General features: G+C 44.9%; 22 protein-coding genes and 1 riboswitch. All 22 genes read right to left on the reverse strand.

Features of this window, described 5'->3' with window-relative positions:
- Positions 1 to 103: 103 nt before the first annotated feature.
- Positions 104 to 820, reverse strand: a complete 717-nt coding sequence (locus H1230_RS17725) for a response regulator (RefSeq protein WP_239711202.1) — start codon at positions 818 to 820, stop codon at positions 104 to 106.
- On the reverse strand, positions 813 to 3,515 hold the full coding sequence (locus H1230_RS17730; protein ID WP_239711204.1) for a sensor histidine kinase: 2,703 nt from the start codon (positions 3,513 to 3,515) through the stop codon (positions 813 to 815). The genes H1230_RS17725 and H1230_RS17730 overlap by 8 nt, the downstream gene beginning before the upstream one ends.
- Before the next feature lie 123 nt (positions 3,516 to 3,638).
- Positions 3,639 to 4,574: a DUF1848 domain-containing protein gene (locus tag H1230_RS17735; RefSeq protein ID WP_239711205.1), complete on the reverse strand. Its 936-nt coding sequence runs from the start codon at positions 4,572 to 4,574 to the stop codon at positions 3,639 to 3,641.
- A gap of 22 nt (positions 4,575 to 4,596) precedes the next feature.
- Positions 4,597 to 5,064, reverse strand: a complete 468-nt coding sequence (locus tag H1230_RS17740; RefSeq protein WP_239711207.1) for a hypothetical protein — start codon at positions 5,062 to 5,064, stop codon at positions 4,597 to 4,599.
- Between the two features lie 80 nt (positions 5,065 to 5,144).
- Positions 5,145 to 5,810, reverse strand: a complete 666-nt coding sequence (locus tag H1230_RS17745; protein WP_239711208.1) for an NAD-dependent epimerase/dehydratase family protein — start codon at positions 5,808 to 5,810, stop codon at positions 5,145 to 5,147.
- A 48-nt stretch (positions 5,811 to 5,858) separates the two neighbouring features.
- Entirely contained in the window at positions 5,859 to 6,350 is a 492-nt protein-coding gene (locus H1230_RS17750; RefSeq protein ID WP_239711210.1) for a hypothetical protein, read from the reverse strand.
- A 69-nt stretch (positions 6,351 to 6,419) separates the two neighbouring features.
- Positions 6,420 to 6,932: a hypothetical protein gene (locus H1230_RS17755; protein WP_239711212.1), complete on the reverse strand. Its 513-nt coding sequence runs from the start codon at positions 6,930 to 6,932 to the stop codon at positions 6,420 to 6,422.
- A 52-nt stretch (positions 6,933 to 6,984) separates the two neighbouring features.
- Positions 6,985 to 7,410 carry a hypothetical protein gene (locus tag H1230_RS17760; RefSeq protein WP_239711213.1) on the reverse strand — a complete coding sequence of 142 codons (426 nt, stop codon included), beginning with the start codon at positions 7,408 to 7,410 and terminating at the stop codon, positions 6,985 to 6,987.
- A gap of 173 nt (positions 7,411 to 7,583) precedes the next feature.
- Positions 7,584 to 8,855: a [FeFe] hydrogenase H-cluster maturation GTPase HydF gene (hydF, locus tag H1230_RS17765; RefSeq protein ID WP_239711215.1), complete on the reverse strand. Its 1,272-nt coding sequence runs from the start codon at positions 8,853 to 8,855 to the stop codon at positions 7,584 to 7,586.
- A gap of 791 nt (positions 8,856 to 9,646) precedes the next feature.
- Positions 9,647 to 11,029 carry an aspartate ammonia-lyase gene (locus H1230_RS17770; protein WP_239711217.1) on the reverse strand — a complete coding sequence of 461 codons (1,383 nt, stop codon included), beginning with the start codon at positions 11,027 to 11,029 and terminating at the stop codon, positions 9,647 to 9,649.
- Between the two features lie 57 nt (positions 11,030 to 11,086).
- Entirely contained in the window at positions 11,087 to 12,289 is a 1,203-nt protein-coding gene (hydF, locus tag H1230_RS17775; RefSeq protein ID WP_239711219.1) for a [FeFe] hydrogenase H-cluster maturation GTPase HydF, read from the reverse strand.
- 27 nt (positions 12,290 to 12,316) lie between these two features.
- Complete coding sequence (hydG, locus tag H1230_RS17780) at positions 12,317 to 13,774, reverse strand: [FeFe] hydrogenase H-cluster radical SAM maturase HydG (protein ID WP_481857081.1); 1,458 nt, start codon at positions 13,772 to 13,774, stop codon at positions 12,317 to 12,319.
- An 8-nt stretch (positions 13,775 to 13,782) separates the two neighbouring features.
- Entirely contained in the window at positions 13,783 to 15,519 is a 1,737-nt protein-coding gene (locus H1230_RS17785; RefSeq protein WP_239711222.1) for an NADH-dependent [FeFe] hydrogenase, group A6, read from the reverse strand.
- A gap of 18 nt (positions 15,520 to 15,537) precedes the next feature.
- On the reverse strand, positions 15,538 to 17,415 hold the full coding sequence (gene nuoF, locus H1230_RS17790; protein WP_239711224.1) for an NADH-quinone oxidoreductase subunit NuoF: 1,878 nt from the start codon (positions 17,413 to 17,415) through the stop codon (positions 15,538 to 15,540).
- 42 nt (positions 17,416 to 17,457) lie between these two features.
- Complete coding sequence (gene nuoE / locus H1230_RS17795; RefSeq protein ID WP_239711226.1) at positions 17,458 to 17,958, reverse strand: NADH-quinone oxidoreductase subunit NuoE; 501 nt, start codon at positions 17,956 to 17,958, stop codon at positions 17,458 to 17,460.
- A 92-nt stretch (positions 17,959 to 18,050) separates the two neighbouring features.
- Positions 18,051 to 20,342 carry a thiamine pyrophosphate-dependent enzyme gene (locus H1230_RS17800; RefSeq protein ID WP_239711227.1) on the reverse strand — a complete coding sequence of 764 codons (2,292 nt, stop codon included), beginning with the start codon at positions 20,340 to 20,342 and terminating at the stop codon, positions 18,051 to 18,053.
- A 20-nt stretch (positions 20,343 to 20,362) separates the two neighbouring features.
- Positions 20,363 to 21,355 carry a 2-oxoacid:acceptor oxidoreductase family protein gene (locus tag H1230_RS17805; RefSeq protein ID WP_239711229.1) on the reverse strand — a complete coding sequence of 331 codons (993 nt, stop codon included), beginning with the start codon at positions 21,353 to 21,355 and terminating at the stop codon, positions 20,363 to 20,365.
- Between the two features lie 74 nt (positions 21,356 to 21,429).
- Positions 21,430 to 22,479 (reverse strand): [FeFe] hydrogenase H-cluster radical SAM maturase HydE, encoded by a 1,050-nt coding sequence (gene hydE, locus H1230_RS17810; protein WP_239717394.1) that lies wholly within the window; start codon positions 22,477 to 22,479, stop codon positions 21,430 to 21,432.
- Positions 22,480 to 22,799: 320 nt separating this feature from the next.
- On the reverse strand, positions 22,800 to 23,591 hold the full coding sequence (locus tag H1230_RS17815; protein ID WP_239711231.1) for an EFR1 family ferrodoxin: 792 nt from the start codon (positions 23,589 to 23,591) through the stop codon (positions 22,800 to 22,802).
- Between the two features lie 73 nt (positions 23,592 to 23,664).
- Positions 23,665 to 24,246, reverse strand: coding sequence for a TetR/AcrR family transcriptional regulator (locus H1230_RS17820; RefSeq protein ID WP_239711233.1), 582 nt, complete (start codon positions 24,244 to 24,246; stop codon positions 23,665 to 23,667).
- Between the two features lie 39 nt (positions 24,247 to 24,285).
- The gene (locus tag H1230_RS17825) at positions 24,286 to 25,056 is read right to left on the reverse strand and encodes a flavodoxin family protein (RefSeq protein WP_239711235.1); all 771 of its coding nucleotides are present in this window, start codon (positions 25,054 to 25,056) and stop codon (positions 24,286 to 24,288) included.
- 148 nt (positions 25,057 to 25,204) lie between these two features.
- Positions 25,205 to 25,390 carry a hypothetical protein gene (locus tag H1230_RS17830; protein WP_239711237.1) on the reverse strand — a complete coding sequence of 62 codons (186 nt, stop codon included), beginning with the start codon at positions 25,388 to 25,390 and terminating at the stop codon, positions 25,205 to 25,207.
- Positions 25,391 to 25,414: 24 nt separating this feature from the next.
- Positions 25,415 to 25,515, forward strand: a riboswitch (cyclic di-GMP riboswitch).
- Positions 25,516 to 25,619: the final 104 nt, after the last annotated feature.

Consider the following 25,619-nt stretch of genomic DNA (forward strand, 5'->3'; position numbering starts at 1 on the left):
ATTCTGGAGAAACGCAGCGATCGCAAGAACCCTCCGAACCGTAGCGGCTTGTTGCACAAACGATCAACCGCTGATTTTGGTTTAGAGTCGTTCAATCAACATTTCAGATAACTCTGCTGTCGTCGCCAACCTGCAGCATCCGGTAGCCCACTCCGATATGGGTTTGAATATACTTTGGCTGCGAAGGTGTTTTTTCTATTTTTTTCCTCAGAGTCGCCATGAAAACGCGCAAGGCAGGAATGTCGTAGGTATAACTGCCCCAGATTTCATTCAGGATGTAATTATGCGTTAATACTTTGCCTACATTCTTTGCCAGCAGGCCTAAAAGCTTATATTCAATAGGAGTCAGGTGGATTTCTTCTTCATCCAGCCACACACAACCCGCCGCATAATCTATTCTCAAATTTCCGTTGGTAAACACGGATGCATCCTTCAGTAGTTTGTCACTGTCATAGCGGATTCGCCGTAAACTAACCCGCAGCCTTGCCAGCAGTTCTTCTACGCTGAAGGGTTTGGTCAGATAATCGTCTGCGCCTGCATCGAGCGCTTCGATTTTGTCTCGGTCTTCACTGCGTGCACTGACCACGATAATGGGAATATTGGACCATGTCCGCACCTTTTTGATGATATCCACGCCGTCCATATCCGGAAGTCCCAAATCCAGAATGATAATATCCGGTTGCTTGGAAACCGCCTCCAAAATCGAAGCTTCACCAGTTTCAGCCGTATGATATTTGTAGCCCTGTGTCTCCAGTGTTGTAGTAATTAGTTTGCGAATAGGCTTGTCGTCTTCTACGACAAGAATCAAAGGTTTATTCATGAACATTCACCTCCACAGCCTGCAGGGTAAAGCAAAACACCGTACCTCGCGGAACATTATCTCTTACCTCAATGGTGCCACCAAGCGCATTTACAATGGATTTGCATAAAGAAAGCCCTAAGCCTAATCCACGACGACCATCCCCACGAATATTGTCTGCCGTGTAGAACATGTCGAATAGTTTAGTCTTTGCTTCCTCTGAAATACCGGGGCCGTCATCGGAAACCTCGACAAGCACCATATGATTTTCGCGTCTCGCTGAGAGCGTAATGTGTGATCCGTACTGTGTATATTTTATTGCATTGTCCACTATATTGATCAAGACCTGAATAATCAGTTGGGAATCCATTTTAGCCATTAGAAGTTCATCATCCAATACAGTTGTGATCCTATGCTCCTTACTATTCCGGTTAATATGAAGCAGCGCTTCTGCAAAAACTTCTTCCAGAAGTTCCGCCTGCAAGTTCAGATTTAAGGTGCCATTATCAATCCGGGTAATGGACAGCAAGTTCTCCACCAAATTGATAAGCCACATGGAATCGTCATAAATATCCGTGTACAGCCCCTTTTTCTGTTCCTCGCTCAGCACCTTAGAGTTCCCAATGAGAATGCCTGCATTGCCGGAAATCGTAGTAAGAGGTGTGCGCAAGTCATGGGAAATCGCTCGCAGCAGGTTAGCACGAAGCTGCTCCTGTTGCACTTGCATGGAGATTTCCTTTTGTTTTTCGTTCAGTCGTTCTTTTTCAAGCGCCAGAGCGCATTCTCCCAGCATAGCAATCATCAGACTCTTTTCAAAAACCTCCAGGGATTCTTCTTTATCCATGACTATGGCCGCTACAGCAAACACGCAATCGCCTGCCCGCACCGCATGGTATAGGCAATTGGCAGTGGAAAAGGTATCCGTCGTCGCTCCGGCTCGCTTGTTATTTTTCTGTACCCACTCCGCAACCGCAAGTTCGTTCTCTCCGGTATAATCCTGTGGATCAACAGCCGATTCTTCCTTCACAAAAATCAGCGGCTCGGATAAAATTTCTTGCTGCACCGCATAAAAAATGATAGTTCTGTCCAGCAGTTTCACCATTTGCTGAGCCGTTTCATTAATTATGGCCGAGGTATCATTGGCTTGCTGCAACTTTCGACTCGTCTCTAAAAGCACTTCTGTACGATAGGCTTTTTGCGCAGATTGCCGGGCTTGTTCCTTTACCCGCATTGTCAGAGTACTGGTTATGAAGGAGGCCGACAGCATCACGAGGAAAGTTACGGGATAACCCGAATCATACGCCTGTAAAGAAAAGTAAGGTTCGGTAAAAAAATAATTAAACACTAACACGCTTAATACCGAAGTTGCTGCACTATACAATCTCCCCTTGGTAACCATGGCATTGAACAGAACACCTAGAATATACACCGTGATAATATTTGCTTCTCTAAAGCCCAGAGAATGAAACCACAACCCGATCAACGTGCAGCCCACCAAAATACCTATGGTTTTGGCTGTATCGGCCAATGACAGCTGCGGGGGTTTCGAATATTGGGGAAACCTTTTGTAGAAAGAGGGCTGGTTGTCTGGGATGATATAAATGTCAATATCTGGAGCGGAAGCAGTCAATTTATCCACAAAATTTGATTTTGCAAACCATCTCTTTTTGTTGTTACGGGAACGTCCCATGACGATCTTCGATACCCTGCTGGTTTTGGCATATTCCAGTATTTGTCCGGGGATATCCTCCCCATATACAGTTGCAATCTGTGCGCCCAGTTGCTCAGCCAGTCTCAGATTTCCCTGCAGTTCTGTCTTGCTTTTTTGTGTTAATTCTTTGGTTTCCGATGTTTCCACAAACAGGGCCGTAAATTCCCCGTGAAAAGCATCGGCCATTCTCGCCGCGGTTCGAATTACCTTTTTGTTGGAAGTTGCCGAGGACAGGCAGACTAATATATGGTCTTTGGTGTAATACTCGCTATTTTTTTCTTGTTTACTAATTTTTACCGCGATCCGGTTTAACTGATCTGCTGTGTAACGCAGAGCGATCTCACGCAGGGCGATCAGTTTTTCTTTGATATACAAATGGGCATGTTCCCTTTGAGCCTGATCTTCTGGATAGATTTTCCCCTTATTCAAGCGATCTATCAAATCATCGGGTTCAATATCGACTAATTCAACCTGATCAGCACTTTCAAATACGCTATCCGGAATGCGTTCATGCACAGAGATACCGGCAATAGAGGCAATGATATCATTCAGGCTTTCAATATGTTGAACATTAATCGTGGTATAGACGTGAATTCCCGCCCGCAGCAGCTCCTCCACATCCTGATATCTTTTCTTATGACGGCCTCCCGCTGCATTGGTATGAGCCAGATCATCCAATAAGATAAGGTCAGGCCTTCTGTAGATCGCTCGGTCCAGATCAAATTCTGTGATAACGGCACCTTTATGGGTGAACTCTAGCGGCGGCATAAGTTCCAGTCCATCTAAGAGTGCTGTTGTCTCCGGCCTTAGATGAGACTCAATATATCCGGCGACCACATCCATTCCATCTCTTTGTTCCTCATGGGCAGCACTCAGCATGGCACAAGTCTTGCCAACACCTTCTGCATAGCCGACAAATATTTTGAGCCTTCCTCGTCTTTTCTCTGTCGGTGTATTGGAAAGACGCTCAAGCAGGGAACCTGAGTCTGTTTGATTTGTTACCATCCCAATGCCCACCTATCTGTTCATCTTTGGTCTTCTTCTAATATATCCTGTTCACACAGCGCTAGTATATCATGTGCAAAATCAGCATAGCGTTACAATTTGGGCTATGGCATTAAGATTACATTAAGAGGGTAGCTGCGATATTTTCTGTGTTTTAACGACTCTATCGGTAACCAAATGATCAGGATTTGGCTCACCAATCAATAGAGGTGATTTTTTATTGTGCAGCCGCATATTTTTCAGCACGGTATCATGGCTTGTTGTGGCATAGCAATAAACACAGCCATAGGAGCAACTATCATAACTTCCAATATCCACACTCTCGATGCACCCGCAGGCCGCACGTTGATTTGCGTCTTTTTTAGCTTTAATGGGGCAGTCTATAATCTTCTCCACCATTCCTTGATCAATACAAGCGGCATGCGTAATCCCGAATTGACTAAGCTCAATCGTTTCGGAACAGGTAGACAATAGGAGTTGACGTTCACTTGCAATAGTGGAAAAGCCTTCGGCAATGCGGTACATGTTCATTTCATTTACCTCATCATCAACAATGCCCTTAACGCTCTTTTGAACTTTCGCATAGAGGTCAATATAGCTGAATACGCATCTCTCGGTATATTCTCCAAGCACATCAGCCATCTTCCCAAAGGCATCCAGATGATATTCTACATTAAACACCTCATTAACCATCACCGGATCGTAACGCCAGACTATGCGCTGGGCACCGATTTGGTCGCTGAGTCTTTTGAAGGTGTCCATAAGCTCTGCTTTAGGTGGCAGCCTTTTTTCAATCTTCTGATCATAGGGAGTTAGTGTGAATTGAAAGTAAAAAGGGTAGCCCATTTTTTCTATGGTATCCAGCTTCTTCAGCATTGGTTTGGGATTTTTCGTCCAAAATACGATACATTCCACAACATCAGGGTTTAAAATGATCCGGCTGGAACGTTTGGGGTTCCGCGGATTTTTAACCAGTACTTCCCCTTCTCTCAGCCGATTCATGAACCAGTCCGAATAAAAACCAGGGATATCTGTCCGTCTACTCGCACTAATGATCATGTTCATTCCCTCCAATTCTAGGCTACTCCTTGTTGCTTGACTTCGGAAGCTTAATTGAGCTGCGTTTTGTTTGGATATCCAGCAGTTTGATTTGTTCGTAGACGGCGTTTACCTCATTTTCTATTGCAGTAACATCAATACCTTGTTCTATCAGCCCATCCAAAATCTCAGCAACAGCTTTTGCATACTTCCCTTTATATTTAGCATTTAGTGTCGTCCAATTGATACCTTTGAAATAGCTGGCCACAGTCTGGTTTAACGTTAATTTCCCTTGTAGCATCAGTACCGCTATCATCGGGTAACCTGCGTAGCCCTGCCAGTAGGAGGCGCTGTCATTGGAAGTATAAATTCCGTCCTTCCAGGTAACGGTATATTCTTTTGCCCGATTCGAGGAGGCTACCTTGGCACTATCCTCGCTTATGAGGATTCGTTCATCCGCTATAGCGCTGTACGCCTCATGTATTTTTTCAATAGGTGGTAATTTATTCATCGTTTACAACTCCAATCTTGCTAAGTTTGTTAGGCTTGCGCCAAAGAAAAAGAAGAAGGATTATAAAGAATCCATCTTCCTTAATGTGATTTAGCCAATTCAATAATATCCTTGCTCTCTAGAATAGACTTCTCATAGCCTAAAGTAACCGTATGAATCATTGCAAGGCCAATCTCCTTTAAAGACACCGTAACCTTTGGAAATAATCTTCGAAGAATAGGATAAAGCCAAAGCAATGCAAAGTACATTTTATTCGTATTTTTCAAACCTTTTGTTGGATGAATGTAGGCTGGGCGAAACATGTATGCCTTCTTAAAAGGCAACGCTAAGAGGTGGTTTTCTGTCTTGCCTTTTACTCTGGCCCACATCCGTTTACCTTTCTCTGTGCTATCTGTCCCCATTCCAGAAACATAACAGAATACCATATCCGGGTTCAAGCTTGCGAGCATTTCTGCCATATGTAGAGTAAGATCATACGATAATCGTGAGTACTCCTCCTCCTTCAAACCAACAGAGGTTACTCCCAAACAAAAGTAGCAGGCATTATAGTTACTTAATTGAGATTTGATTTCCGATAAATCCAAAAAATCTTTGTGAATAATTTCCGTTAGCTTCGGATGTATTACACCACAAGGCTTGCGGTTGATCACTAATACCTGTTCCACATCAGGATGCTGCAGGCATTCATGTAATACGCCCTCGCCTACCATCCCCGTAGCACCTGTAATTATAGCTCTTATTTTCATGATGGTTGCTCCTTTTTCTTTGTTAGACTGATTTGAACACACACTGAATCATTCCTGAATGCCCTCCTTCAATAGATCTGTGTATTCTTCATACTTCTTTAGATCTTCCAGTGCGTCCAGTGCTATATCCTCTACTTCTCCGTAAATTCTTTCTGTAGCTAAATAATATCCATCACTTAATCGGTCTAAAAAAGAAAATTGATTTACAGCTTTATCTGATATACAACCTTGGTCATTTAAGCTGTTAATATATGAAAAAAAGTCATCTACTGAGATAATCTTCTTGATAAAGTCTGAACGTATTTGACCTAACATTATACACATGGGTATTTCAAAATCATACTTAGCATATAAGGATTGTAGAATGGATAGTATATCTTCAATTGATTTTGAACCAGATAGTGAGAGTTCAATAAAATCATAAGGAATCTCATATTGTTCAATACAGTTATCAGCCCACTGGATGATATCATTTTTATTTTTGTAACCCATAGCTAAAGCTAGATAATAATAGCCTGCAAGTATTTTTAAGTTATCCATATGCAGCTTCCACTCCCCGAATTATCGACTAACGCGAATGACCCACAGCATAAATTCTGTGTTGGTATGCTAAGTTTCCAACTCCATAAGAAAGGATTTAGATAGATTAATAACTTGTTCTTTATATATATCTAGTTTTTTTAATTTTTCTTGCAATGCATTTTGATTCCACACTTCATATTCAATGGGGAGCGGAATATCTAACATTTCTGAGTAATATTCATCAAAGTCATATGGAATGACCTCGTATCCCGAAAAGTATAAGCCAGATAACTCATGACATCCTTGATTGACTGGAGTTGACTCATTTATGATGTCTCTTAATATTCTTTTAATTCGTTCATATGTTATTTCTTCGCTATAGGTTTTTAACCATACTGCTTTTAATAAGTTTTTCAATTTGTACTTCGCATCTTTTTGTCTAAAATCAAAAGTTGTTAGTTCGTTTAAAAAAGGGTTGTTTATGTCATATTCATAATTATGGATATAATTGTTAAACCATGTTTCAAGCACAAAATAGGAAATATCATCATATACGAATCGATATATTTGCTCTGAAATATCTTGCTCATTATTCTGCACAAAGTCCCCCCCTGAGTAATTGCTTTCTATGATAGGAATTCTAGGATTACAATCAGTATAAGTAATTATTACAATCTTTCCAGTGCTCTTTAATGATTTGTATTAACGCTTCTCCACCAAAAGTTATTGAATTCTCATGCGAACAATAAATAATCCAATCCATATCTTTAGTAAACCAGAATCCTTCTCCATCCCCGTCATATTGAGGTTCGAAAGAATCAAATACAACTATATTCCCTTTATCTTTCCATTCCTTTATTTCATAGATTTCCTTGGATTCTTTAAGTATTTCTCTAAGTTTTTCGAATCCGAATATGCTCTCAAAAGCATTTGCATCAAAAGCAATTACATCTTGCCGATTACTCTCTTCTAACGGATACCAATAGGCGTTTGATGCTTCCCAAACCTGTAGAAGCTCTCTATTAAGTTTATCCGTCTCTTGTTTAGTTGGCTCTCTTATGTAGTATTGGTTTTCCATGTTTCTCACGTTCTTTCCAGGTATTTCGTATAAAGTAGCATAGTTCGCTTATTTAAGCGAGAATCATTCTACTCTATTAATTCCCTAGTTAAGATGTAACTCCTCCCGACCCAAAAAGGCCACCTAAGAAGTCATCCTTCTTGACAGTGGCCTCTAATATAATTCAACGATAACTAGATCTCACTTCGGAAGCTTTCATCCCAAGCCAGACGAGCCAATGGAAACGGGGAAATAGCTCTCTCCAAAATACCCTGGACATGTGCAATCGCAACGCCATAGTTGACGATCGGAACGCCAGCCTCTACCACTTGCTCCACCCGCCAGAGCATCTGGCGGCGATTCATCATGCAACCGCCACAATGAACGATCAGCGAGTAATCCTTCACGTTATCCGGGAATTCCATACCATTCGCAAAATCGAACTGTATCTGTTTCCCTGTGGCTTGTCGAATCCAACGCGGAAGCTTCACCTTTCCGATATCATCAGGCTGCTGGTGATGTGTACAGGCTTCGGCAATTAGCACTCTGTCACCGTCCTGCAGTCGATCGATTGCACGGGCACCCCTAACCATCTCCTCCAGGTCACCTTTGTTCCTGGCGAACAAAATCGAGAAGGAGGTCAGTGGAATATCCTTTGGCGTATCTGCTGCAACCTTCAGGAACACCTGCGAATCCGTGATGACAAGACGCGGCTTCTTGCCAAGACTCTCCAGTGTTTCCTTCAGCTCATATTCTTTGGTAACAACCGCAATTGCGTCACTCTCCAGAATGTCACGAAGGGTCTGCTGCTGTGGAAGAATCAATCGGCCTTTCGGCGCTGCTTTATCAATCGGCACGACCAACACTACCAAATCTCCTGGGGAGATTAGATCCCCGACAATGCGGAATTTATCGTCATCGTCGGGTACAGCAGCGATCAGCGCTTTTTTGAGCTCTCCGATCCCTTGCTGTTCTACTGCAGAAATAGGGATGACCTTAAACCCCAGTTTCTCCTTAACCTGGTTAACTAGAGCTGCTAGGTCGTCAGCTTGGGATACGTTTATATTTGTTAATAAATCAATTTTATTTAAAAGAACAAGAGTGGGGATGGCTCTGCTGCGAATGATCTCAGCAATTTGCCGATCGAATGAAGTCACTCCGCAAGCGGCATCAACGACGATCAAAGCCACGTCAGTCTTGTTTAGAACTTCAAGTGTCTTCTTCTTCCGCAGCTCACCAAGCTCTCCTTCATCATCCAAGCCTGCTGTATCAATTAATACAACTGGCCCGATTGGAAGCAGCTCCATGGATTTGTATACGGGATCTGTCGTTGTCCCTTTCACGGGAGATACGACGGCGATATTCTGTTTGGTTATGGCGTTAATAATGCTTGATTTACCTGTGTTGCGCTTGCCGAATAGAGCAATATGCAAGCGACTTGAGCGTGGGGTAGCGTTCATACTCACGCTGATCTCTCCTTTAAGCAGACCGATTAACTCCGGTCACCACTTATATGCCGGATACACCCGGCTTGGTCACTTGAAATATAAGAATCTTACTAAAAGCATGACGAAGTCGTTTCTTCTTGAAAGATAAGACACCCATGCCGCAAATCTACTGGCTCAACGCCATAATCAGCTCTTGACAAAAAACCTAAATAGTTAAAACACTCATGGAGCAAATTCTTAGTGATGTAACAGTGTCAGCACATCGAAATAGAGAGGAATTCTCTGGCTGTCGAAAAAGAAGTTGATATTCTCAACCAATTGCTCACCAGGGAAAATTTTGTATAAAATACAACAATATTTGTTATATCTACTCCACAAGTAGGAATTGTTGTATGAAATACAACTTTCTCATGTTGCAGAGTTCCTTTTTAAGTAAATTGTTGTATTACATACAGCAATTTAACATTAATCGGCTATTTTCGAGAGAGATGTTGTAAAAAACACAACATTTAGCCGACATCCGCTGCCCACAGTCCATACTCTCGACTTCTCTCCATTCATTAACTAATACCAATGATGAAGTTCTTCCTCTCCCCAATAAGACGTGAGCATGGAAGCTTAGAAAGCCGTCTAGAGAACACGGAGGCAGTCAACGATGTCTGTTGGGAGTCTAAGCACACGGAGGAAATCGCGATGATTCCGTCTCCATTCACTTGTGGGTAACAGCGGCCCAAACCCCATACCAATTCCCTATCCTGCTTAGAAAGTATGGATGTAGACAAGAACCTTAGGCGGAGCCTCGGGTTTTCTTAATAGAGACTCAGAATCTTATCGATCTGCGCCTCCGGGAGGATCTGCATCTCCATCAGCACCTGGCGCACAGTCTTGCCTTCCTGCTTGGCTTGCTTGGCAATCGCCGCACTTTTCTCATATCCGATGTGGCTTACTAATGCAGTTGCCAGCACAGCAGAGGTTTCTACCAATTCGCGACATCGATCCGCATGAATGACAATCCCACGCACACAGCGGTCTTCGAATAGCCGGACGACATTAGTCAGGATCTCTAAGGATTCCAGAAGCGCATCCGCGATCAGCGGCATAAAAGCGTTAAGCTCTAGCTGTCCAGCTGCAGCCGCCATCGTTACCGCCGTATCATTGGCGATAACACGCATAGCGACAAGTCCGGTCATCTCAGCTATTACTGGATTTACTTTGCCCGGCATAATCGAGGACCCCACCTGCACCGCCGGCAATTCCAGCTCCCCAAAGCCTCCTGTCGGACCACTGGCCAACAGCCGCAGGTCACCGGAAATTTTCAAGAGATTAACGGAAGCGGCCTTCAGCAGACCGGATACTTCAACAAAAACGTCCATATTCTGTGTGGAGTCCATCGGATACTCGCTCCGTGCCAGTCCGTAACCAGTCAAATCTTGCAACAGATCGGTGATATAAAACGTATATTTTTGCGGTGCATTCAGTCCTGTTCCAATGGCAGTAGCCCCAATATTAACTTCCCGCAGACGTTCTTCGACCTTGTATAGTCGCCAACGATCCCGGGCTATCGCTTTGGCGTACGCTCCGAAGCCTTGCCCTGCCGTCATCGGCAAGGCATCCATTAGCTCCGTACGACCCAGCTTAAGAACGTCTGCAAACTCCTGTTCTTTCTCCTGAAAGGCTTCCTGTAGGGAAGCAAAGGCTTGACTTAGCTGCCGAACCCGAGCAATAGCAGCAATTCTTAGTGCGGTTGGGTATACATCATTGGTGGATTGGCAGCAGTTGACGTGATCCAGAGGATTTACCCGTGAATACTCTCCCAAGACTCCACCCATGAGCTCATTCGCACGGTTAGCTATTACCTCGTTCACATTCATATTCGTGGAGGTCCCGGCTCCTCCTTGCAATGCATCCACAGTAAATTGCTCCTTGTAACCGCCTGCCAGAAGTTCATCACAGGCTTGCACGATAGACTGAGCAATTTCTGCTGGATAGGTGTTCAGCTTCAAATGAGCCAGCGCTGCTGCCTTTTTCACCAATACCATACTATGGATGAGATGAGCATTAACAGCTCTACCGCTTACAGGGAAATTGTCCATGGCCCGTGCGGTATGAATACCGTAATAAGCAGCCGCTGGGATATCCTTAGCACCTAACGCATCCTGTTCACTGCGGGAATGATTTCGGGATTCCTCCATAACATGGCCGTCCTCTATAAGCGGATGCACCGCCGATTATTTATACCTCTCCTAAGCTCAAGCCTTCACTTGCAAGACTTCCAGCACACGTGGCAGAATGCCCCGGAAATAAGCGAACGCAATACCATAGTTGGTAATTGGCACACCTTGTTCGCCGGATTTCATCAGGCGCATCATCAGTTGTTTACGATTAAATATACAACCTCCACAGTGAACAATCAGTTTGTACTCGGATATGTTATCAGGGAATTCCGGACCTACAGTCGTAGTTATATTCAGACCGCCACCAGCCATTTCCTGAAGCTTGGCATGAACTAGCACACGGTCAATCTCTCCGTTATGCGGGTGATGAATACAGGCTTCTGACAGCAGAACCTTGTCTCCAGGTTTCAAGCTTGAGATTACTTCGGCACCAGCCACAAAAGTATCCAAGTCGCCTTTGAAGCGCGCCATCAGGATCGCAAAGGTGGTTAGCGGCACATTAGCGGGAATGATCTCGTTCACTTTATCAAATACCTGAGAATCGGTAATGACCAGGTTCGGCAAGCCATTTAAGCGCGTGAGCAATTCTGGCAATTCTTCTTCGGTAACAGACAAGGCTATAGCGTGATGATCGAGCAGATCCCGAAGAATTTGCTGTTGCGAAGCCACCAGTCGATATTTTGGAGCAGGGATCAACTCAGGCATAACCATAAGAACCAAATCCCCATAGTTAACAAGATCACCTACAATACTGGATCTCTCAAATTCAGCCGGAGCAAATTCACCTATGGCGTGGCGCAGACTCCCGAGGTTGGTGTTTCTTTTCACGCTAATCTTGACGATAGGTATGTTCTTCAGTGCTGCCTTTAAAGAATCAATATCAACATAATGATCATCCGTTTTGGCTATGACCCCGATGACAGGGATATTCCGTTTAGTCAGCTCATGAACCCATTCTTTTTCCAGCTTATAGTCATTGGACTCTTCCGAGAAGATCATGATCCCAAGATCGGTTAAATCCATGACTTCTCTGGTCTTCTGAACCCGGAACAGGCCCTGATCTGTATCATCATCAATTCCAGGTGTATCCACGATAATGGTGGGACCTAACTTTTTCGTTTCTAAATATTGGAAGATCGGCTCAGTCGTCGTTCCCGGCTCATCGCTCACCAGTAAGGTTGCCTTCCCAGTGAGTGCATTTATGAGACTCGATTTCCCGGAATTTCTCCGGCCATAAACGGCAATGTGCATCTTGTTCGATTGTGGTGTAAACTGCATAGCGAATCTCTCCTTTAAATTGGATCTTTAGAAATGCAAATCTCGTTCGCCCTTCTCGATGCGCTGCAGCCGATCAATGGTGGCTTTTCTCGCGGCTTCCTTCGGAATATCATTAACACCCTTACGTATGATTTCATCCCCCAGTGTACGGGTCTCTTCATCCGCATAATCTAGCAAGTATTCTTTAAAGGTTAAAAGAGAGTTCGGTTGGCAGATATTATGAATCTGCCCGGATTTAGCCAAACGCATGAAACGGTCACCTGTACGTCCTTCTCGGTAACAAGCTGTACAATAGCTCGGAACATATCCATCCTGGCAAAGTCCCCGAATAATCTCCTCAGGCGAACGATGATCACTGACTTCAAACTGAGGTTTCTCTTTCAACTGCCCAGTGTCAGCTTGTTTGGCCTCCATGTATCCACCGACTCCCGTACTGGAGCCTGCGCTCACTTGAGAAATGCCAAGCTTGATCACCTCGTCACGGAATGACGGTTCTTCGCGGGTGGAAAGAATCATCCCGGCATAGGGCACTGACAAACGCAGGATGGCCACAAGCTTTTTGAAATCTTCATCCTTCACCAAATGGGGATACGTTTCCAGATCCACGCCAGCCGCCTCACGCAATCTGGGAACAGAGACGGTATGGGGTCCAACACCAAACCGCTCCTCCAAGTGTTCCGCATGCATCAGCATCGCGATTGTATCGTACTTATGGTCATATAAGCCGTAGAGCACGCCTACACCAACATCATCGATACCACCCATTTGGGCACGATCCATGGCCGTAGTATGCCAATCGTAATCGCGTTTGGGGCCTTGGTGATGCATAGCTGCATATGTGGGTCTGTGGTAGGTTTCCTGAAATAAAATGTAGGTCCCTACCTCCGCATCCCTCAGCTTCTGGTAATCCTCAATGGAGGTAGCAGCAATGTTAATGTTCACGCGGCGAATGCTGCCATTCTTCACCTTAACGGAATAAATCGTCTTGATCGATTCAATAACATAGTCAATGTCACAGTTTACCGGATCTTCTCCTGCCTCAAGCACAAGTCGTTTGTGACCTAATTCCTGCAGTACACGGACTTCATTCGCTAATTCATCCATCTGCAGCTTCCGCCGCAGAAAATCGGTGTTGGTGTGTTTATATCCACAGTATTCACAATTATTGACGCAATAGTTGCTTATATATAACGGTGCGAACAATACAATGCGGTTTCCGTAAATTTTCTCTTTAATAACCTTCGCAGATCGGTAAATATTATCCAAAATATCTGTATCTGTAACTTCTAGAAGTACCGCTGCCTCCCGGTGGGTTAGTCCCTTGCACTCCCTTGCTTTCTCTAAAATGGACTTCACATAAGCGGGATCACCTGCTTTCACTTTGGCTTCTTCCAGGCTCCATAAGATTTCCTCATCATCGATAAAATCAGCTGCTTCCCAATCCTTTCGCAATTTCGCCAACCTCCTAATAGTAGACAAAGGCATACTGCTTATTAATACTTGGAACGCTTCACGTATCGAGTGTGCAACAGTTCATGCGCTAGGTGACCGTTAGGCTCCCCTAGGAATTCTGCGTAAAGAGCTTTGATATAAGGATTGTTATGCGATTTGCGAATACTTTGCGCCTCATCTTCGCTGTAGATCGCTTTGGCGCGTTCAGCCTTAATATCGATCTGCTCGGAGGTTCGCGCATCTACGATAGGCTGACCACCACCAGTGATACAACCCCCGACGCAGGCCATCACTTCCATGAATTCATAGCTTTTCTCACCACGTTCCATCGCTTCCATCAGCTTGCGCGCATTGCCAAGACCATGCACAACAGCCGTACGAATCTTCTGGCCATTAGGCAGTTCGATGACATTTTCCTTAATACCTTCCATTCCCCGGACAGCCGTGTATTCGATGGTATCCAGTTCCTTTCCAGAGGTGATCTCGAACACGGTACGAAGTGCGGCTTCTGCAACACCGCCAGTGGCCCCAAAAATAACACCGGCCCCAGAGCCCGACCCAATCGGACTATCAAAGGCTTCACCCTTCAGGTTCACAAAATCGATACCCGCTTCTTTAATCATTGCGGCCAGTTCGCGGGTTGTCAGTACCCAATCCACATCCTGCATCCCTTCATGAGATAGCTCGTCACGAGCACCTTCGAACTTCTTCGCGGTACATGGCATAATCGAGACCACAACAATATTTAACGGATCAATCCCCATCTTCTTGGCAAAAAAAGATTTAACCATAGCCCCTTCCATTTCATGCGGTGATTTGCAGGTAGATAAGTTATCCAGCCTATTCGGAAAGTTATGTTCCATAAATTTAACCCAGCCTGGACAGCAGGATGTCATAAGCGGCAGGTTCTCTCCGCTGGCTAGGCGGGAGATTAGCTCGGTACCTTCCTCCATAATCGTCAGGTCCGCAGCAAAGTTGGCGTCGAACACTTTATCAAAGCCAAGCTTCCGCAGTGCAGCAACCATTTTACCGGTGACACGTGTCCCAACGGGTAGGCCAAATTCTTCTCCAAGAGCAACACGTACAGCTGGCGCAGTTTGGACAACAACATATTTGTTTGTATCCGCAAGGGCATTCCATACATCACTGATGTTCTCATGCTCACTAAGAGCGCCTACGGGACAAGCCATAATGCACTGACCACAATTCACACAAGTGGATTCAGCAAGCGATCGACCGAACGCTGTTGAAATCACAGTATCAAAGCCCCGTTTGGCGAAACTGATAGCATTAACCGTTTGCAGAGTTCCGCAAGCTCCAACACAACGTCCGCATAGGATACATTTGGAGGCATCACGAGCGATCGATGGGGAGGTATAGTCCTTCTCTTGACTGGATTTCTCACCAACGTAGGTAACTTTACGAATATTGAGATCATTCGATACCGTTTGCAGTTCACAGCCCCCACTGCGGGAGCAACTGAGACATTCCCGGTCGTGATCAGACAACAGTAGTTCAACGGATGTTCTACGGGCGTCACGAACTTTTTTTGTATTCGTCTGAATCTTCATGCCTTCTTCAGCGATCAGCGTACAGGAAGCAATGAGTCTTGGACCCACTTCAACCACGCAAACACGACAACTCGAAGAATGATTGATGCCTTTCAAATAACACAGAGAAGGGATATGAATGCCCTGCTCACGGGCCGCCTCGAGCACCGTTGTGCCCTTGGCGATTTCTGTCTCGATCCCATCGATCGTAATTTTAATCGTATCCAAGCTTAATCACTCCTATCGTCAGACTATCGCTACGGCTTTGAACTTACAGACATCGAAGCAGACACCACACTTGATGCAGGCCAGCGTGTCGATGACAAACGGTTCCTTCACTTTGCCCGAAATGGCATTGCTAGGGCATTTCCGTGCACAGAGGCTGCAACCCTTGCAGAGATCAGCATCGATCTGATACGAAATCAGAGACTTACAGACACCAGCCGGACATTTTTGATCATGAATATGGGCCATGTACTCATCACGGAAAAATTTAATAGTCGACAATACCGGGTTTGGAGCGGTTTGACCTAAGGCGCATAGGGAGGCATTCTTGATCTGTAGGGAGAGGTTCTCAAGCTTCTCGAGATCCTCCATCGTCGCTTTGCCTTCTGTGATCAGATCGAGCATTTCAAGTAAACGTTTGGTCCCAATACGGCAAGGCGTACATTTACCGCAGGACTCGTCGCGTGTGAAATCCAGATAGAAACGGGCGATATCAACCATACAGGTATCTTCGTCCATGATGATCATCCCGCCGGAACCCATCATTGAACCGAGACTGGTCAGTGTATCAAAATCGATGGTACAATCCAGATGCTCTTCCGTCAGACAACCACCGGAGGGTCCGCCGGTTTGTACAGCCTTGAATTTTTTGCCCCCTGGAATACCGCCACCAATTTCAAAAATGACTTCGCGCAAAGTAATGCCCATTGGAACTTCAACAAGTCCGGTATTCACGACTTTGCCACCCAGCGCAAATACTTTCGTGCCTTTGGATTTCTCCGTTCCGATACTTGCATACCAATCCGCACCGTTAAGCATAATTTGGGCAACGTTAGCCAGTGTTTCTACATTGTTGATGATCGTCGGTTGACCCCACAGACCTTGAACCGCTGGGAAAGGGGGCTTGGGAGTTGGCATCCCTCGGTGGCCTTCAATAGAGTGCATCAAAGCTGTTTCTTCTCCGCAGACGAATGCTCCAGCACCAAGACGCACATCAATGTTAAAAGAAAATCCGGTTCCAAGTACATTGTCACCCAGTAGACCGTACTCGCGAGCTTGGTCAAGCGCTTTCACAAAACGTTGAACCGCGATGGGATATTCCGCACGAACGTAGATAAAGCCTTGGTTGGAACCGATCGCAAAGCCAGCGATCGCCATCGCTTCAATAACAGAGTGCGGGTTGCCTTCCAGGATGGAGCGATCCATAAAGGCTCCGGGATCTCCTTCGTCAGCATTACAAATCACATACTTTTGTTCTTTATCTTGCTTGGCGGCAAATTCCCACTTCAGACCCGTGTTAAATCCACCTCCACCACGTCCCCGAAGCCCGGATTTCTTCATGGTATCGATGACCTGCTGACGACTCATAGTCAAAAGCACTTTGCCGAGGGCTTTGTAGCCATCGCTGGCAATATATTCATTGATATTTTCCGGGTCGATGATTCCGCAATTGCGCAGAGCGATTCGGACTTGTTTTTTATAGAAATCAGTTTCTTCAAAGTTGAGGATTTTGCCATCCAGCTTGGTCTTCTCGTACACTTTTTTCTCGTATGGCTTGCCATTAAGCAAATGTTGTTCAACCAAGTCTGGAATATCTTTAACTTCCACTCGGCTATAGAAAATACCCTCAGGATAAACGATCACGACTGGACCCAGCTCGCATAGGCCGAAGCAGCCTGTACGCACAACCTCCACTTGCTCCTGAATGCCCTGATTGGTAAGTTCCTGATTCAACGCGTCGATGATTCTATTGGAATCTGAAGAGGTGCAGCCCGTACCGCCACACACCATCACGGATCTGAACTGGATGGAATCCGCGGATTGTCCTGTAATCTTGCGGTTCTCCAGACGACCCTGTGTGAGCGTTCTGATTGCATCAAGATCCGTTAACAGCAACATGCTAAACCCTCCCTATTAAAATGCATGTGTTGCGCAAGAGGCTCACTTGTATTCATTCAGAATTTTGGGCACATTATTAGGGGCTAGGCGTCCATGTACTTTCTCGCCAATAGTCATAACCGGTGCAAGACCGCATGCCCCCAGACAACGGGTCGCTTCAAGTGTGAATTTGTTGTCCTCTGTGGTACCTTGTACAGCCACATTAAGTTCAGTACTCAGGCGGTCAAGCACCGTTTGTGCACCCTTGATGTAGCAGGCAGTACCCATGCAGACATGGATAACATGCTCTCCTTTAGGTGTAAGTGAGAAGAAATGATAAAACGATGCCACACCATAAATTTCACTCATGGGCAGATTAAGCTCCGTGGAAACCACCTTCAGTACGGATTCAGGGAGGTAGCCGTAAATATCCTGTATTTCATGTAACACAGGGATCAGAGCGCCTTTAATCATTTTGAACTGCTGTATAGCGGACTGTATCTTTTCCAATTTCTCATCCGCTTCGGCAACGCCCCCACTGCTGTTTGTTTGTTGCTGTTCCATTGATGATTGCTCCTTTCACTTAAGAATTCAGCATCTTTTGCGCAAAACTGGATATAATGTATTGAGAATGATTTTCAATTGAGAAGATATTTCTAGAGCAGTGAGTTTTCGTGTCTAAGCTTTAGACGGCTCCAACGACGCTCGATTTCGGTTTCGAAATTCTGCAGCAGCTCTTCATCCTTCAGCAGATGTTTGGTTTTCCCCATTCCCTTCAACCATTCTACAGCTGGGATACGCTTGCCTTTTTCTTCTGGATTGTAGGTAATATTGGTGATTCCTTGTTCAATTTCATAGAGCGGGAAGAAGCAGGAATCAACGGCTGCTTTCACCAAATCATAGCCATTCTGATCGGCGGTCTTCCAATTCAGCGGGCAGGCGCAGAGAAGTTTGCCGTAGGCTGTACCCACGTTGTTGGCGTACCACTGTGCTTTTGCTGCTTTTTGCAACAGATCCTGTGGATTGCACTCAGCAGCCGTAAATACATATGGGATATTGCAGGCTGCCAGAATTTGCGCCGTATCCTTGTGATGGCCCTTTTTCCCCTTCTGGGTTTTACCAACACCGGATGTGCTGGTCATGTGACCCATTGGCGTGGAGTAGGACAGCTGTGAACCAGTGTTCATGTAACCCTCGTTATCGTACTCAAGGATAATCATTTTATGGTTGCGAAGGGCGGCACCCACTGTTGCTCCCATTCCGATATCCATCCCTCCGTCACCGGAAACCATCACAAAGGTAACATCGTCGGAAACCTGGACTTCACCGCGGCGCTTCAATTCGTAGAAGGCATCAACCATACCCGCTAAGGTAGCGGCACCATTCTGGAACAGGTTGTGCACAAAGCTTTGTTTATGGGATGAGTATGGATAGCTTGCTGTTACAACATACGCACAACCTGTTTGGAAGAGGACAACCATGTCACCTTCGATTCCCTTAAAGAACAGCTCCAGTGCGGAGAGTGCACCGCAACCAGGGCAAGCGCCATGTCCGGGAGCTAAACGATGCGGTTTTACCGTCAATTGACGAAGGGGTGGAAGTTTAACCTTCAGCAGACCGGTATCTTCATTCTGGGTCACTTGGATTAGTCCTGTCTTGAAGGCATCGCCATGCAACGGTTCGATCACCGGAACAAGCGCATCCTTTTCTTCCCCCGGGTAGTAGCCATAATAGTCAAACGGTTTCTCTGCATAGCCTTTTTCAGCGGCGTAGATAGCCAGTTGGAAGAATGCTGCGGCATCGTCAGCATAGAAATCTTTTCCGCCCAGACCAAAGATACGGGAAAGGATGATCGTCTTATTCTCTGGATCTACTTGCAGCGCAGAACGAATCTCGTGAGTCAGATTGCCGCCATCAGCGCCATAAGAATCAGCGCGTTCACCAACAAGCAGTGCCTTGACGTTCCGCAGTGCTTGGCGCAGCTGTTCCGTAGGGAACGGACGAATGATGTTTGGACGCACCAACCCTGCTTTGATGCCTTTGGCGCGAAGAGCGTCAACGGTATCCTTTGCGGATTCACCTGCAGAATTAAGCAGGAACACAGCTACATCAGCGTCATCCATACGGTATAGATCAAGAACCGGATATTCGCGGCCTGACAAAATCGCATATTCCCGAGCGACTTCCGTATATACTTCACCCGCTTTATTCAAAGCTTCTGACAGCTGATAGTGGTTATTCAGGAGGTCATCGCCACCCATATGCGCACCGATGGTTACCGGGCGAGTAGGATCAGATACGTTTGGATAGTTGTGGTTTGGATTTGGACCTACAAAATCCTGAACAACTTGGTTGTCTTTGAAGTATTGCACTTTGCGTTTTTGGTGAGAGGTGAAGAAACCATCATAAGCAACGATGACAGGCAGACGCACTTCAGAGTGCTCTGCAATCTTTAGTGCCATGATGTTCATGTCATATACAGCTTGCGGTGTACTGGCAGTCAGAATAACCCAGCCTACATTAAGGCCATAATACAAGTCTGAGTGATCGCCACGAATATCTAGCGGTCCACTGATGGCGCGGGTAACGAGGTTAAGGACCATCGGGAACCGTGTTCCGGATTGGGTGGGAAGCTGTTCAAGCATATATAAGAAGCCTTGGGAGCTGGTAGCGTTGATCACGCGTGCACCCGCCATTGCTGCACCATAGCAAATCCCGGCAGAACCGTGCTCACCATCTGCTGCAATCAGTTGAATATCATGCAGACCACGCGTTTTCATTTGATCCAGGTATTGAGCAACTTCTGTAGATGGTGTAATTGGGAAGTATCCCATGATGTGATAATTGATTTGCGCCGCAGCTGTGGCCGCCATTTCATTACCGGATTCGAAGTGGGTGACCTGTTCAGCAGGCAATGCCTCTGACAATTGATTTTCACTTACAGACATTTTTCGTTTCCTCCCTCAATTTACTTGAAAACTTGGGTAACACGATGTTGTTCGGCAAAACCAACCTCTTCACGGACACTGCTAAGAGCATCCGTTGGACATACTTCGATGCATTTCAGACAGCCTTTACAATATTGATAATCGATTCCGCGCAGGAACTGCTGCTGCCGTCCACGTTTGTCTTCAGCCGTTTCCCAAACAAAACAATAGTCAGGGCAAACATTGTCGCAAGCCGCGCAACTAATGCACTTCTCGGAATTCAGCACCGGCAGCAAACCTGCACGCGAACCGCTCAAATCCTTCAAGATGCTATTTCCTTGAGCCGAAATAACGCCCCCAGGCAATTGTGTCTTATAACCAAGCAGGGATTGTGCACGTTTGAAGGGCAGCGCTTCAGTACCTGCTGGCACCTCATAGGTTTTGAATTTCACTTCATTGTACCCGCGATCAAACGTACGAATGTTCGGCTCAACCAAGTGTGGGTATTTCTTCTCAAAGGTTCTGCGGATTACCGTACGCATCGCTTCCGGATCCAGAAAGTCACATACGCGGAAAATTGCACCTAGCATCGAGGTATTTACTTTGGTTTTCTCTTCAACGGCAATACCCATGGCATCTACTAAAGCAATCGTTCCATATTCAAGCTTGAGACTTGTGCGAACTTCCTCGAAGTCACGTGTGGTGTTAACCAGAACAACCCCATCGGGTTGCATGCCGCTAACCACGTTGACATTCTTGTACAGTGCCTCGTGAAAAACCGCAACAAGGTGGGGCTCTTCGATTGGACTGTGATCGCGAATTTCCACTTCTGGATCACAAAAGCGAACAAAGGTTTTGATGGGTGTACCCTTTTTCTCGGAGCCGTAAGACGAGAAGTTGGCCGCGTTAAAGCCCAGTTCGATCGCACCTGTCTCGGCAAGCATCTTACCTGCGAGATTGGCCCCAAGTCCACCAATGGATTCAAGGCGGATTTCGAAAAATCCAAGCGCATTCTTCTTCGGTAAAGTAGACATCTGGTTTCCTCCTTTGAAATTACGTGAAATATTTCACTTTCACTATTAAAACGAGTTTCACAGTATAGACCTTTCTAAGTCTTGCGAAGGAAGTTGCAGTGATCCCCGCGACTGAGTTCAATGTTATATCCAGAGGCTGCGATTCTCAGTTCAATACAATTCCGGCAAAGTGCTGCATCGTCGCCCATGCAGATCTTGTTCTCGTAGAGCGCGTATTTCTTGCGAACCTTTAGGGGGGACAGAATAGGCATGACCACATTGGCTCCTGCCGAGAGTGCCTTCTCCCGACCTATTGGGTCCAGTGTACCCATAGCAGTGGTGGCCGGCATTAGAGCATCCGGTACCAATAATCTCGCCATCGCAATCATCACGAGAGTGTCTTGGACTGTTCCACCGACAGCATCTTTAAGTGGAGTTGCACTATGCGGGATGAATGGACCAATTCCGATCATTTCAGGATGGAACTTTTTCAGAAAAAGCAGATCCTCTGCAAGATGCTGGGAGGTTTGACCCGGTAGTCCAACCATAAATCCAGCTCCAACTTGATAGCCGATTCCCCTCAGGATCTGCAGGCAGTTCATGCGGTTATCGTACGACATCCATGGATGCAAAGATTCGTAGAGCGTGCGCGAAGCTGTCTCATGCCGAAGTAAATATCGGTCAGTTCCTGCAGCGTATAGTGCCCGATAAAAAGCTTCGCTACGTTCTCCAATAGACAAGGTAATTGCTGCATCGGGGAAACGTATCTTCATCTTCGTGACCATTCGAATCATGACTTCTTCTGTGAAACGAAAATCTTCTCCACTTTGTAAGACAAATGAACGATAGCCGAGATTATAGCCTTCAGCAGCACACTCCAGGATCTCTTCCTCAGTTAGTCGGTAACGTTCCACATTAGAATTGGATCTGCGCAGACCACAATACATACAATCCTGTTTGCAGAAGTTGGAGAATTCAATTAATCCGCGTAAGAATACGTTTTCATCATAATGCTTCTTGCGGGTCTCTTCCGCTAAGCGAAACAACCGCTTCGTAAGATCTGGAGTCAGATGTTGAAGGAAATAGATGATTTCTTCTTTAGTCAGCTCATTTTGCTCAAATAGTTGGTTGAGCAATCCTTCCATCATCCCTTTTCCTCCTTCACATGACGGTAGATCCAGCGAAGAACCACATTTTTTAAAATATAAGAATTTATATGTTTCACACGACAACTTATCCTTATATTTCTCGAAGAAACGGGTACGCCTCTTTCAGAGGACGACGAGGTCATTTCTTCTTGTATTTTTAGAATATGCTGCGCTATATCCTTAGATGCCGGATTTCATCCTGAATAAATACTTTTAAATGGACAGCAAGTGATAACTTTCAATCTCGCGTAAAAAGAAGAAAAACCCGCAATATATGCGGGTCTCGTTAGGGATTTCATTCTTAATCTTGTGCTCATTCACTTTCTATTTATAATTTCATTAATTCTCACATTGGGATTTGTATATCTTCCTTTATTTTCAGTTGCTTTTCCATATTGAACAGCTTTCACTGGACAATAATGGATGCATGCCAGACAGAGGGTGCAGCGTTCCCCCCACTGTGGTTTCCCATCTACGGTAATGTTATTCCGATTACAAACCTTTTCGCATGTACCACAACCGGTACAATTATCATTGGCATGAAACTTTGTAGGATCAATGGCTTTTTTATTAAACATCGGATTTATAATGCCGGTTAAGAGCCACGGCAAAATCCCTTTTTCCACTCTGAATTCTCCTGTCTCTCTTCGCTCAATAACTTGATTGATATAGCTCAAAGTTTCATCAGCCGCAGTAAGCTTTTGGGTCGCTGCTTCTTTTGAATCAACATCACCCATTATTATAAAATTATTTGGCATGGTGATGGAGAATCCACTGTCCAATTTAATGTCTTTTTTGCTCAAAGTATCCATCATAACTTTCATCGTATTTCCGATGTTACCTCCACAAGTTGCAATAGAAAAGGCGTAATTTCCCTGGTAATTATTCAGCTTCAATTTCTTAATAAATTCAAGCACGATTCTGGGAGGTCCCCACGAATAAATAGGATGTACAAATCCAATAATTTCATTATCCTTCAGAGTATATTCATTACATGTATTCCCTGTATTTTCGGCGGCAGCAATTGAGACCAACTCTTCATTCGTATGCTGGGCAATATTCTTAGCGGCATAAAGCGAGTTTCCTGTTCCTGAAAAGTAAAATATCATGGCTATCCTCTCCATTCTTATATTGTTATTCCTGTGCTTCGTCAAGCGCTTCTTCTTTCATTCCATGTTAACGTCATTCTGGAGGATTAGTCAGACCATTCATTACAAACTCCGCCATGTACTCCAGAATCTGCGGGAAATACTGAAGCCCAATTTCTTCCTTATGTGTATCTATATTAATGATCGCTGTAAAAAAAGCCATGATAAGCTCAATATCGATATCACTTCTTATTTTTCCTTCCGTCTGCCATTGTTGGAACAACTCCACAAAACTGCCATATAAGAAATCCACTTTATTTACTCCGTTCTCTTCACGGTATTGCTGCTCCAGCTTGCTAAAGACGTCTTTGTTATACCATTCTTTTAAGATTGGATTTGAATTCATGCCATTAATGTTTAATGCTATTAATTTATTGAGCAGCCCTAAAGGAGCATCGTTCAGATCAATGGCTTCCATTATGCTCTTTTTAAGTTTCACGTTTTCTTCCAGGAAAATTTCCAGAAACAACGCCTCTTTAGAAGGGAAGTAATTATAAAATGTGCCTACTCCGATCCCGACCACTTTTGTAATGTCAGAGACATTGGTTTTTTTAAATCCTTTGGAACTAAACAATTCTTTCCCGCAATTAAAAATATCCTTTTTTTTATCTTCCACCTTATAATCCTCCGCTCACTTTATACTTGCTCTAATTTATTATAGGCGTTTAGCCATTCGATGGCCCATGAGATCAAACACGTGACCCACTGTTTTTTTAATGAACCCTAAGGAAACCTGATAGTAATAGTCCGATTCAAACCAGCCCTGTTCTTTGTAATGACGGTAATCCAGGTACTTATCATTGAGCGTAGACTTTATAGTTGTGCGGGATATTCGGAACATCATCAGCCTGAAAAAGGAAGGAACCGGTGGCGTTGTGTGCATAAGCTCTTTGTAAAATCTTGCCGAGGCCTTTTTAATTTCCTTCGTAAATTTTTGCTGTGCAGCCTCGCTTCTGGGCTCCAACGTGTTCAGAACACAGCCTTTTGTGACTCGAAATCCGAAATTTTCTCCCATATTACTTAGGTACTTCACGATAGAGTTGCCTCCAAAGATTCCTTGATTGACAATAGCCGTAAAGGTCTTTCCAAAAAAACGCGGTCTATGGAACACAAAGGCGAGCCGATCCAGCAGGTTCTTCATCGGTGCCGATACATGAAAGGCATAATTGGGGGTGGCGAAAATAATTCCGTCAGCATTGCTCATCTTTTCAATCAGCACATCGCGATCATCCGTTAAGGGGCAATATTGCTCTCCTTTGTCAAAACACTGTTTGCAGCCACGGCAATATTCAAGCCGATAGTCTTTCAAGAATAAGTACTCAAAGTCAATTTCACCGTAAGCTTTTAAATTATCCCCAAATTCACAAACTGCCTCGAAGGTGGCATGCTTTTGTTGATTGCCGATAAAGGCAATAACTTTTTTCATTGGAGTCCCTCCATATACAGATCATTTCACTCACTTCAAATCTTATGAATGAATATTATTATATTCATTCATATTGTGATATGCAACTGCTTTTGTCATAATTAATTCCAAATTAAGTGAGTCCGGTAAGTTCATTCAACTTACGATACTAATACAATGGCCCAACTGCGCCGATACAAATTAGGAATACTGCAAATCCATTTAGCTGTAATGGCGTTTGCCATTCTGCTGCATACTTCGCTCTCGTACCTCTTCCTACTCTCCCACCTAGCAGTCGCAGCTTTTTTTTTGCAGTATCTGCCGCCTGCCGCTCTCGCCCCATTTTAAGTTTCATGCGTTCTATTGTTCGTTTCACCCATTGTGACAAAGGCAAACTTGTCGAAAGGCAAGGACGCAAAGCCATAGGGCCTTCTTCGTTTCCACAATGTGGAAGACGAAGGTGGCAGCCGTGCTGCCGGAAAAAAAGGATGTCTGTTCCACTGCGTACGTTTCAGGTGCATGGATTAGATGTTCTGGGGGAAAAGCTTTTTCAACGAATATAAACCGTTTATAAAAAGTTGTTC

This window comes from Paenibacillus sp. 19GGS1-52 (assembly GCF_022369515.1).
Lineage (GTDB): Bacteria > Bacillota > Bacilli > Paenibacillales > Paenibacillaceae > Paenibacillus_AQ.